Annotated in this window: 9 protein-coding genes; 6 read left to right on the top strand and 3 right to left on the bottom strand. The window is 75.1% G+C overall.

Annotation, left to right across the window (positions count from 1 at the left end):
* The 5 genes from IE330_RS36165 to IE330_RS36145 all read left to right on the top strand — a co-directional run.
* The coding region (locus IE330_RS36165) for a beta-ketoacyl reductase (RefSeq protein ID WP_190140420.1) at positions 1-1413 on the top strand (1413 nt) is incomplete at its 5' end.
* A 188-nt stretch (positions 1414-1601) separates the two neighbouring features.
* Positions 1602-3227 carry a long-chain-fatty-acid--CoA ligase gene (locus IE330_RS36160; protein ID WP_190140419.1) on the top strand — a complete coding sequence of 542 codons (1626 nt, stop codon included), beginning with the start codon at positions 1602-1604 and terminating at the stop codon, positions 3225-3227.
* 54 nt (positions 3228-3281) lie between these two features.
* Positions 3282-4274: an LLM class flavin-dependent oxidoreductase gene (locus tag IE330_RS36155; protein ID WP_190140418.1), complete on the top strand. Its 993-nt coding sequence runs from the start codon at positions 3282-3284 to the stop codon at positions 4272-4274.
* Positions 4275-4288: 14 nt separating this feature from the next.
* Positions 4289-5059: a thioesterase II family protein gene (locus IE330_RS36150; RefSeq protein WP_190140422.1), complete on the top strand. Its 771-nt coding sequence runs from the start codon at positions 4289-4291 to the stop codon at positions 5057-5059.
* An 18-nt stretch (positions 5060-5077) separates the two neighbouring features.
* A complete protein-coding gene (locus tag IE330_RS36145; RefSeq protein WP_190140417.1) occupies positions 5078-5509 on the top strand; it encodes a PaaI family thioesterase in 432 nt (143 codons plus the stop codon).
* 148 nt (positions 5510-5657) lie between these two features.
* Here the strand turns inward: IE330_RS36145 and IE330_RS36140 are convergent, their stop codons facing one another.
* Genes IE330_RS36140 through IE330_RS36130 form a run of 3 tightly spaced genes read right to left on the bottom strand, consistent with a single transcriptional unit; the run spans position 5658 to position 8858 of the window.
* Complete coding sequence (locus tag IE330_RS36140) at positions 5658-6599, bottom strand: 4'-phosphopantetheinyl transferase family protein (protein WP_190140416.1); 942 nt, start codon at positions 6597-6599, stop codon at positions 5658-5660.
* Positions 6596-6907, bottom strand: a complete 312-nt coding sequence (locus IE330_RS36135) for an acyl carrier protein (protein ID WP_190140415.1) — start codon at positions 6905-6907, stop codon at positions 6596-6598. The genes IE330_RS36140 and IE330_RS36135 overlap by 4 nt, the downstream gene beginning before the upstream one ends.
* A gap of 25 nt (positions 6908-6932) precedes the next feature.
* On the bottom strand, positions 6933-8858 hold the full coding sequence (locus tag IE330_RS36130) for an acyl-CoA dehydrogenase family protein (RefSeq protein WP_229926172.1): 1926 nt from the start codon (positions 8856-8858) through the stop codon (positions 6933-6935).
* A 433-nt stretch (positions 8859-9291) separates the two neighbouring features.
* Between IE330_RS36130 and IE330_RS36125 the strand changes: the two genes are divergently transcribed.
* Positions 9292-10149 (top strand): AfsR/SARP family transcriptional regulator (locus tag IE330_RS36125; protein ID WP_190140414.1); only part of this gene is annotated, 858 nt, incomplete at its 3' end.

Raw genomic sequence — 10149 nt, 5'->3', positions numbered from 1 at the left:
GCGGCGGCCGGCACCGTCCTTGCCGCCGGCCCGGGCAGCCCGTGGGCCGCGGGCACCCCGGTCCTGCTGGGCCCGGGCACCGTGGCGGGCCCCGTCGTGAGCGTCGAGGCGGCCTCGCTGACCCGGCGCGCCGAGAACAGCGACCCCCTGGAGGCCGCCGCCCGCGCCGCCACCGGCTGCGCCCGCAAGCCGGCGCGGGTCTACCTCCCCGAGGAGGGCCAGGAGGCGCTGCGCGCGGCGGCCGAGTGCGCCGCCGACCAGGCGGTCGTCATCGACCTGCGCCCCCAGCCGCAGGCGCAGGCGCCGCGCCCGGCGGGCGGGTTCACCGTGCGCGCCGATCGCACCTACGTCGTCACCGGCGGCCTGGGCGGCCTGGGCCTGGCCACCGCGCACAAGCTCGTCGAGCTCGGGGCGCGCCACCTGGTGCTGGTCAGCCGCAGCGGCACGCCCGCCGCGGAGGCCGCCGGCCTGCTGGGCGAGCTCAGCGCCCGCGCCCAGGTGCACCAGGTGCGCGCCGATATGGGCCAGGAGCAGGACGTGGCCGCCCTCGTGGCCCGCCTGCACCGCCTGCAGCAGCCGGTGGGCGGCATCGTGCACGCGGCCGGCGCCATGGGCAACGCGCTGATCTCCGCCCTGACCTGGCCGGCCATCGAGGAACAGCTCGCGCCCAAGGTGTACGGGGGCTGGCTGCTGCACGAGGCCGCCCAGTCCTTCGCGGAGCTGGACTTCTTCACGGTGTACTCCTCCGTGGCCTCGGTCACCGGGGTGCGCGGCGGCGCCGGGCAGGCGCACTACGCGGCCGCCTTCTCCTTCCTGGACGCCCTGGCCCACTGGCGCGGCCGCCAGGGCCTGCCGGCGCTGTCGGTCAACTGGGGCTCGTGGGGGCGGGTGGGCATGTCGGCCCGGATGGAGGCCGCGCACGTCCGCGAGATCGAGCGCAGCGGGGTGCGGCTGTTCTCACCGGCCTGGGGGCTGCGCGCCCTTGACCGGCTGTGGCAGCACGGCGCCGTCCAGCGGGTGGTCAACGTCTATGACTGGCCGCAGTTCTGCGCCCGGCTGCCGGTGGCCGGCGCCCTGTACGAGCAGGTGGCCGCCCCCGCGGACGGCGCCGAGGGCGCGGGCGGGGAGCTGGCCGACCTGCTGGCGCGCGAGCGGCCCGAGCGGCTGAAGCTGATCAGCCAGGTGGTCGCCGAGAAGGTGGCGGCCGTGCTGCACTTCGCGTCGGTGGAGGAGGTCGAGCCGGAGGCCGACTTCATCTCCATGGGCCTGGACTCGGTGATGGGCATGGAGGTCAAGGGCGCACTGCAGAGCCACTTCGCTCTGGGCCTGCCCGCCTCCCTGATCTTCGATCACCCCTCGGTGCAGCAGGTCGCCGCCTTCGTGGAGGCGCAACTGGCCGGGAGCGGCACATGAGGCCCCCGGCCGCACGGCCCGGCCCCCGCCGCTCCCCCACACCCCCGCAGCACCCGCAGCACCCGCGGCGCCCGGCGCCCGGCGAGCGCGCCGCACCACCTGAGCCGGCCCAGCCACCTGAGCCGACCCAGCCACCTGAGACACCCGTGCCGCCGCCGAGGGCCACGGCGCGGGAGGAAGAAGGGCAGATGACGGCCACCGCGCACTGGACCCTGCCGCACGCGCTGGCCCGGCACGCCCGCGCCCGGCCCGCGCACACGGCCGTGATCTGCGAGGGGCGCCGGATGAGCTACGCGCGCCTGCACACGGCCAGCAACCAGGCCGCGCGCGCCCTGGCCGCGGCGGGCGTGGGCCGCGGCAGCCGGGTGGCCTACCTGGGCCGGGAGTCGGAGCACTACTACCTGACGATCCTGGCCTGCGCCAAGGCGGGCGCGGTGATCGTGCCGGTCAACTGGCGGCTGACCACCGCCGAGGTGGACCACATCCTGCGCGACGCGGGCGCCGAAGTCCTCTTCGTGGACGGGGAGTTCCTGCCCACCGTGGACAAGGTGCTGGCCGGGCGCGGCCTGCCGGCGCTGCGCGAGGTGATCCGCCTGGACGGCACCGGCAGCGACGGCCGCCCCGATCGCGGGGCCGGGCTGGCGGCCTGGTACGCCGGCGCCTCCAGCGCCGAGACGGCCCTGCGGGCGACCTGCGACGACGCGGTGCTGCAGATCTACACCAGCGGCACCACCGGCCTGCCCAAGGGCGTGGTGCTGGCCCACCGCACCTTCTTCACCCTGCCCGAGGCGATGCGCCGCAGCGGGGCCAGCGGGCAGGACTGGATCGACTGGCGGGCCGAGGACATCAGCCTGATCTCGCTGCCGGGCTTCGGCATCGCCGGCATCGGCTGGTTCCTGCACGGGCTGTGCGTGGGCGCCACCAACGTGGTGATGCCCATGTACGCGGCGCAGGAGGCTGTGCGCCTGATCGAGGAGCACCGGGTGAGCATCACCTTCGTGGCGCCGGCGATGCTGCAGATGATGCTGGACGAACGCGGCGTGAGCGCGCGGACCTTCGCCTCCTTGCGCAAGGTCGCCTACGGGGCGGCGCCGATCTCCGAGGGGCTGCTGCACCGCTGCCTGGAGGTCTTCGGCTGCCAGATGGCGCAGATCTACGCCAGTACCGAGGCCGGCAGTGTGGCGGTGTGCCTGCCGCCCTCGGCGCACCGGGCGGGCAGCCCGCTGCTGCGCGCGGCCGGCAAGGCCTGCCCGGGCAACGAGATCAAGGTCATCGACAGCCAGGGACGGACGCTGCCGGCCGGGCAGATCGGGCAGGTGTGCATCCGCACCCCGGCGCGGATGCTGGGCTACTGGAACCTGCCCGAGGCCACCGCCCGCACGCTGGTGGACGGCTGGCTGCACATGGGCGATGCCGGCTACCTGGACGACCAGGGCTATCTGTTCCTGTGCGACCGCATCAACGACACGATCATCGTGGCCGGGCAGAACATCTACCCCGCCGAGGTGGAAAAGGAGCTGAGCGAGCATCCCGCGGTGGCCGACGCCGCGGTGGTGGGGCTGCCCGATGAGCGTTTCGGCGAGGCGGTGCACGCCGCGGTGGTCCTGCGCCCGGGCGCCAGTGCCAGCCCCCGCCAGTTGCTGCTGTTTTTGCGCGGCCGCATCGCCGACTACAAGATCCCCGTCGGCTACCACGTCGTGGCCGGGCTGCCGCGCAACCCCTCGGGCAAGATCCTGCGCCGTCAGGTCCGCCAGGAGCTGGCCGCCCCCGCCCCGGCCGCCCCGGCGGACGCGGGCGCGGGGGCGGGGACGTGAGCGGGCGGGCCGTTGTGGGTTTTTCCTCCAAGTCGATCCTGATCGGAGTGGGACATGGGCACCACCTCCTCGAGCCCGGTGCGCATCGGCGTGCTGCTGCCGACCCGGGAACAGGCCATCAGCGGCAGCTTCGCCGCGGCCCCGCTGCTGGACTTCGCCCGGCAGGCCGAGGACCTCGGCTTCGACTCGCTGTGGGCGGGCGACTCGCTGACCGCCCGGCCGCGCCTTGACCCGCTGGTGGTGCTCTCCGCGGCCGGCGCGGTCACCGAACGCCTGCACCTGGGCACCGCGGCCCTGACCCCGGCGCTGCGCCACCCGCTGATCGGCGCCAACATGGCCGCCAGCCTGGACCACGTGTGCGCCGGGCGCCTGACGCTGGCGCTGGGCTCGGGCTTTCCGATGCCCGAGACCGAGGCGGAGTTCGCCGCCGTCGGCGCCTCCTACCAGGCCCGCGGCGCCCGCCTGGACGACATCGCCGCCCTGTGGCGCCACGCCTGGCAGGAAAGCGGCCTCGCCGCGGGCGGGGGGGTGTACGAGGGGCGGTTCTGGCAGGCGCGGGATCTGGACCGGCTGCCGCGTCCGGCCCGCCCGGGCGGCCCGCCGCTGTGGCTGGCCGGCAGCGACACCCCCCGCGTCCTTGAGCGCGTGGCCCGCCACTACGACGGCTGGCTGCCGTTCCTGCCCCGGCCCCAGGCCTACCGGCACGCCTGGGACCGGATAAAGGAGCTGTCCGCCGCGGCCGGGCGGGCCCCCGGCGCCGTCACCCCGGGCCTGTACGCCACGCTGACGGTCAACGACGACGCCGCGGCGGCGCGGGCGGAGCTGGAGCACTACATCCACCACTACTACGGCGCCTCGCTGGAGCAGATGGCCGCCTTCCAGGCCTACGCCTGGGGCAGCGCTCAGGCCTGCGCCGACGCGCTGGCGGCCTATGTGCGCGCCGGGGCGCGCCATCTGGTCATCCGTATCGGTTCCCTCACCCCCCAGCCGCAGCTCAAGCAGCTCGCCGATGTGCTGCTGCCCCGTCTCAAGGAGATATCCGCGTGAGCGCTTTCGCCGACATGTCCACCGCCGGCCACTGGTTCCACCCGGTGGACAGCGACCCCGAGGCGAGCATCCGGCTGTTCCTGCTGCCGCACGCCGGCAGCGGCGCCATCATCTACCGCGACTGGCCGGCCATGCTGCCGCGCGATGTCACCGCGCAGGCGGTGACGCTGCCGGGCCGGCACAACCGGCACGAGGAGGAGACCTACGAGGACTTCGAGCCGCTGCTGGAGGGCCTGTACGAGGCGGTCCTGGACGAGCTGGACGACGACCGGCCCTTCGCCTTCTTCGGCCACTGCCTGGGCGCCCAGCTCGCCTACCGGCTCACCGTGCGCCTGGAGCGCGAGGGCGAGCGCACCCCGCTGGTGCTCGGCACCTCGGGCTGGTCGCCGGTGGGGTTCTACCAGCCCACCGAGGAGGAGAGCCGGCTGCCCGACGACGAGATGCTGGAGTGGATCAAAAAGCTGGGCTCGTTCCCGGCCGAGGTCTACGACAACCCCGAGATGCTGGCCCTGGTCATCCCCGCGCTCCGCGCCGACCTGCGGGTCTCGGCGCAGTACGTCGACGACCAGGCGGCCGTCTCCTGCCCGCTGGCCTCCTACGGCGGCAGCACCGACCCGCTGCAGCAGGCCCCGGACGCGATGACGCACTGGGCCGGGCGCAGCCCGCGCTACCTGGGCCACAGCGAGTTCCCCGGCGGCCACTTCTACATCGACAACCACGCACTGGCGGTGACCACGGACTTCACCCGCCACCTGCACCGCCACATGGACCTGCTGGTGCACTGACGCTGAGGAGGGGCGCGGATGACCTCGCACCATGAGCAGGCGCCGGCAGCCGAGCGGTTGCTGGCGCTGATGCCCTTCGCCGCGTGGCTGGGCATCACCGCCGAGCAGGCCCAGGCCCACCAGGTGGTGCTGTGCCTGCCGTGGGCGGCCGAGCGCTGTACCGCGGGGGGTGTGCTGCACGGCGGGGCGCTGGTGGCGCTGGCCGACTCGGCCGCCGGGATGTGCGCCTATCTGAACCTGCCCGAGGGCGCCAGTACCTCCACCATCGAGCTGAAGACGAACTTCTTCGCCGCGGTGCGCGGCGGCCAGGTGCGCGCGGTGGCCGCGCCGCTGCACCTGGGCGGCTCGGTGGCGGTGATCCAGACGGACCTGTACCAGCACGGGCCGCACGGGACGCGCCACCGGGTGGGGCAGACCACCCAGACCCAGGCGATCCTGCGCCCGCGCTGACCACCGAGGAAGCAGAAGACAAAGAAAAAAATGGGGGGCCGGCCCGGTCGGGGCCGGCCCCCTCCTTTCCCCTCCCGGGGGCCCCGCGGAGGCCCACCGGGGGCCCGCCGTTGCGGGTCCGCCGGGGGCCCGCGGGGGGGGGCGGGGTTCAGCGGGCGGGGCGGGGTTCGGTGCGGGCGGCCTCGCGCAGCAGCGCGTCGACCATGCCCTCGTCCAGCATGGTCTGGGCGGCGATGTCGGCGGTGTCGCCGAAGCCGAAGTCGAACAGGGCCATGCTCACCGTGTAGTCGCCGGCCACCGTCCAGGTGCGAAAGCTCCACTCCTCGCCCGAGCCGGGGGTGCCGTCGGGCCGCAGGACCTGCATGCGCCCGGCGCCGGGGGAAAAGCCGAACTCCGAGAAGCGAAAGCGCAGTCCCTGGCCGATGGCCTTGCTGTAGGCCTCCTTCAGCGTCCACAGCTTGACCAGGGTGGCGTTGCGGCGCCCGTCCTCGATGCGGGAGATCAGCTCGGTCTCGTGCGGGGTGCAGATCTGGCGCTCGACCGCCGAGCCCAGCAGGCGGCGGCTTTTGAGTTCGGCGTCCACGCCGATCCAGCCGCGCCGGGTGATGCCCACCACCAGCAGGTCGGCGGTGTGGCTGAGGCTGATGTCCACCTGGTCGCAGCCGCGCAGGTAGGGCCGCCCGCCGGGCTTGTAGGCCAGGTCGATGTCGGCCGGGCGGGCCTGCAGGACCGCGCCGGCGGCGTACTTCAGCAGCAGCCGGGAGGCCAGGAAGCGGGCGCGGACCTCCTGGTTGGTCATGGAGCGGTAGCGCTGCCAGTCCCGTCCCAGAAGCTGCGGCAGCGACCCGTCCAGCTCGGCGTCCTGCACCGCGCCCTGCCCCAGCCCCTCCTGCCCGGGGGCCGGGTGGTCGGGCAGCCAGTCGGGCAGCCAGTCGGCCAGGTGGGCGTAGAGCACCACGCTGGCCTGCTCGGCCAGTTCGCTGCGGATGCGCTGCCAGGGGCCGGTGGGGGTGACCTGGAGGGGTTCGGCCAGCACGGCCAGCGCGGAGGCGCCGGGCAGCACGGCCGAGGCGGCCACGGTGGTGCTCACGCCGCGCGCTCCGGGTGCGTGCCCCCCGCACCGGCGGTGCTCCCGGCGCCGGCGGTGGCGGTGGCGGTGGTGGTGCGCAGCAGGGCGGTCAGGGCGCCGACGTCGGCCATGTGGGAGGCCAGGTCGTCCAGCGGCAGCTCGCCCAGGGCCGGGCGGCGCTCTTGGAGCAGGTGCACCAGTTGCATCAGCATCAGCGAGTCCAGGCCCAGGTCCTCATACAGGCGGCTGTGTTCGCCCGCGGGGGCCAGGCCCGTCTCCAGGGCCGCGACGACGTCGTCGGCGACCCGGTCCAGCAGCAGTTGACTCATGGCGGTCCTTCCTTGGCCGGCCCCGTCAGCCGGCGGCCAGCGGGCTGTCGTACAGATCGAAGCTGGTGGGCTCGTCGTGGCGGCGCAGCAGTTCGGTGAAGACCTCGTCCTCGGGGGCCGGGGCGCCGGTGGGCAGGGGGCCGATGCCCAGGCGGGTGCAGATCCGCAGCAGGGCGTTGACCAGCCAGGCGGGGTGGGCCACGAACTGGTCGGGGCCGTGCTGCTGGTGGCGCCACACGCCCAGGCAGGCCGCGGCGGCCAGCAGCAGGGTGTAGCGGTCGGCCAGGGCGTAGGTCTGGGGGTTGGCCAGGCAGTCGCGGCTGAGCAGGGCCAGGGTGGCGCAGGCGGCGCGCAGCCGGCGCAGTTCGGCCACCAGGTGGCCCACCAGGGGGCGCAGCACGGCGGCGAACGCGGTGTCGGGGGTGTGCTGGAGGTGGTCGGCGGCGGCTGGCAGTTCGGCGCACAGCGGGTCGCGGTCGGCGAAGGTGGCCAGGCGGGTGAAGTCCAGGGCGGGCTGGGGGGCGCGCAGGCGGAACAGGTGGTGGTCGGTGCCGTCGGGGGTGGACCAGGAGCGGCGGGCCAGGGCGGGAAGCTGGGGGCTGATGGTGGACAGCGCGGCCGCGGCGCCGGCGTGGCCCAGGCTGGTCACCGGCAGGTCGCGGACGTGTTTTTGGAAGATGCCGAACTCGCCGTCGCGTACGTAGATGCTCGAGCCCAGCAGCACCGACAGTTCGTGCACGGCGTCGTTGAGCAGAATGGGCAGCAGGTATTTGGTGGCGGCCGCGTACACGCCGGTGATGCCCAGGGCGCGGTTGGCGGCGCGGGTGGCGGCCAGGCTGAGGCTGTCGCAGATCAGCAGGTCGGTGAAGGCTCCGGCCAGGGTGCGGCGGGCCTGGGGGTTGCGGGCCAGGGGGCGTGAGCCCACGCCGTGCTGGTGGGCGAAGCGCAAGGCGGTGCGCAAGGCGGTGTCCCCGCCGGCCAGGACCATGGCGGGCAGGACGGAGCGGGTGAAGGCGAAGGACCGCAGGGCCAGGTGGACGCCGCCGCCGGCCTCGCCGACCAGGCTGTCGTCGGGGACGGGGCAGTCGGTGAAGGCCAGGCCGGTCATGCGGCAGCCGCGCATGCCCACCAGCGGGTAGGGCTCCAGGTCGCGCACGCGGCCGGCGGGCAGGGCGGCGCGGTCCAGCAGCAGGGTGGAGTGGGCCTGGCTGCCCGGTGCGTCGGAGCTGCGGCAGACCACGACCAGGCCCTGGGCGCGGTCGGCGTTGATGATGACGCGTTTGGTGCCGTTGAGCACGGTGGTGCCGCGCTGGTGGCTGAGGCGGAACTCGTCGCGCAGGAAGGCGTTGCCGTGGGCCAGTTCGCGGTAGGAGACGGCCAGGCGGCCGCCGCCCAGGAGCAGGTCGGCGGCCCACCGCTGCTGGGCGGGGCTGCCCGCGGTCCACACCGAGGCGCCCGCGAGCACGGAGAAGGCGCCGTAGCCCACGCCCAGGGCCTGGTCGCGGCGGAAGACGGGGCGCAGGATGCGGGCCAGGGCGTCGGCGCGCACCAGGCGCCCGCCCAGGGCGGCGGGCACGAACTCGGCGTTCAGGCCCGCCTCGTCCAGCAGCGCCTCGGCGCAGGCGGGTACCTGGCCGCGGGCGTCGGCGGCCAGGATCGCGGCGTGGCCCAGCGGGTTGGCCGCGTCCCAGGGATCGCCCAGGCGGGTCTCCAGCTCGGCCACGCGCTGCTGGAGGGCCGCCTCCGACACCGCCTCCGACACCGCCTCCGCCTCCGTCTGCGAGCCCGCCTGCGGGGCCGTCCTCGTCGTGCTGGGGGCGTGCCCGGCGGCGGCAGCGCCCCCGGCGGGCGCGGAAGGTGTCGCGGAGGATGCGGGGGGTGCGGGGGGTGCTGGGGGCGCGGCGGGTGCCGCGGCCTGGTCCTGCTGGGCGAGCGTCGTTGCCGATGCCATCGATCCGCCACCTTCCGCCGGGGCCGGCCGGTCCTTCGAGCGCTGGTGCCTGCAGCCTCACCACCAAGGCTGGAGAACCGCTCGACCCTCACCAGGGCCCGGCCGCAGCCCGTCCGGCGCCCGCCTGCGGCGCCCCGGCCCGGCAGTCGGGCACCTGCCCTCCCGCCCCGGGGCCGGGGCATTTGCGGGTGAAATGCGGGCGGGGAAAGGCCGGGGTTTTCCGCGCGAGGAAAAGACCGGTCCTCAAGGGCGGCCACACCGGCGCCGGAGGCTGTCTGGCGTGTGCTGACCGGGTGGGGGGCATCGTCTATCGTCCGAAGAGAAAAAAGGGTGTGTTGCACAGTCATCGAAACAGGGGCGCACCTAAGCGGTGAGGCGCCCGACAACCCGGCGGCCGGGCCGCGTGGCCGGGCCGGTGCGAGGGGGGCAACCGATGCAGTTCCGCATTCTCGGTCCCGTGGAGATGTACGACGAGCGCAACCGGGTGCGGGTCCTTCCGGCCGGGGCCAAGCAGCGCGCCCTGCTCGGCGCCCTGGTGGCGCTGGCCGGGCACCATGTGTCCGTGCCGCGCCTGATCGACGAACTGTGGGGCGAGCACCCCCCGGCCAACGCCGCCAACGCGCTGCAGGCCCACGTGGCGCGCCTGCGCCGCCTTTTGCCCGCTGTCGGCCCGGCCGGGGGCGGGCAGGAGTGGATCTCCACCTGCCCGCCGGGGTACGTGCTGCGCCTGGGCGGCGCGGGCACCGACGCCCGCGCCTTCGCCGAACTGGCCGCCCGCGCCCGGCAGGCGGCCCCGCACGCGCCCGGGCGGGCCGCGGACCTGCTGCGCCAGGCGCTGGCGCTGTGGCGCGGCCCGGCGCTGGAGGGCAGCGTGCTGGGCGACATCTGCGCCGCGGAGGCCGGCCGGCTCGAGGAGCACCGCCTGGCCGCGCTGGAACTGCTCTACGACGCCTGCCTGCGCGCCGGGCGGCACGGCGAGATCACCGGTGAGCTGGAGGAGCTGACCACCGAACACCCCATGCGTGAACGCTTCTACGACCAGCTCATGCTCGCGCTGTACCGGTGCGGGCGCCAGGCGGAGGCGCTGTGCGTCTATGACCGGGCGCGCAAGCGCCTGGTGCACGAGCTGGGGGTGGAGCCGGGCCCGGCGCTGCGCGCGCGCATGGAGGCGATCCTGCGCCACGACACCGCCCTGAGCCCGCCCGCCCCGCGCCCCGCCACCCACCCGCCCGCCACGCCCGCCACGGCCGCCGTGGCTGTCGCGCCGGGAGCGGCCGCGGCCCTGGCCGCC

Source organism: Streptomyces longispororuber (genome assembly GCF_014656095.1).
Lineage (GTDB): Bacteria > Actinomycetota > Actinomycetes > Streptomycetales > Streptomycetaceae > Streptomyces > Streptomyces longispororuber.
The sequence above is the reverse complement of the archived record's forward strand: the minus strand, read 5'-3'. Positions and strand labels throughout refer to the sequence as shown.

Excerpts from the sequence above, each read along its gene's own strand:
- IE330_RS36160 (WP_190140419.1), top strand. The coding sequence starts at position 1,602 with ATGACGGCCACCGCGCACTGGACCCTGCCGCACGCGCTGGCCCGGCAC.
- IE330_RS36145 (WP_190140417.1), top strand. The coding sequence starts at position 5,078 with ATGACCTCGCACCATGAGCAGGCGCCGGCAGCCGAGCGGTTGCTGGCG.
- IE330_RS36150 (WP_190140422.1), top strand. The coding sequence starts at position 4,289 with ATGTCCACCGCCGGCCACTGGTTCCACCCGGTGGACAGCGACCCCGAG.
- IE330_RS36135 (WP_190140415.1), bottom strand. The coding sequence starts at position 6,907 with ATGAGTCAACTGCTGCTGGACCGGGTCGCCGACGACGTCGTCGCGGCC.
- IE330_RS36155 (WP_190140418.1), top strand. The coding sequence starts at position 3,282 with ATGGGCACCACCTCCTCGAGCCCGGTGCGCATCGGCGTGCTGCTGCCG.
- IE330_RS36130 (WP_229926172.1), bottom strand. The coding sequence starts at position 8,858 with ATGGCATCGGCAACGACGCTCGCCCAGCAGGACCAGGCCGCGGCACCC.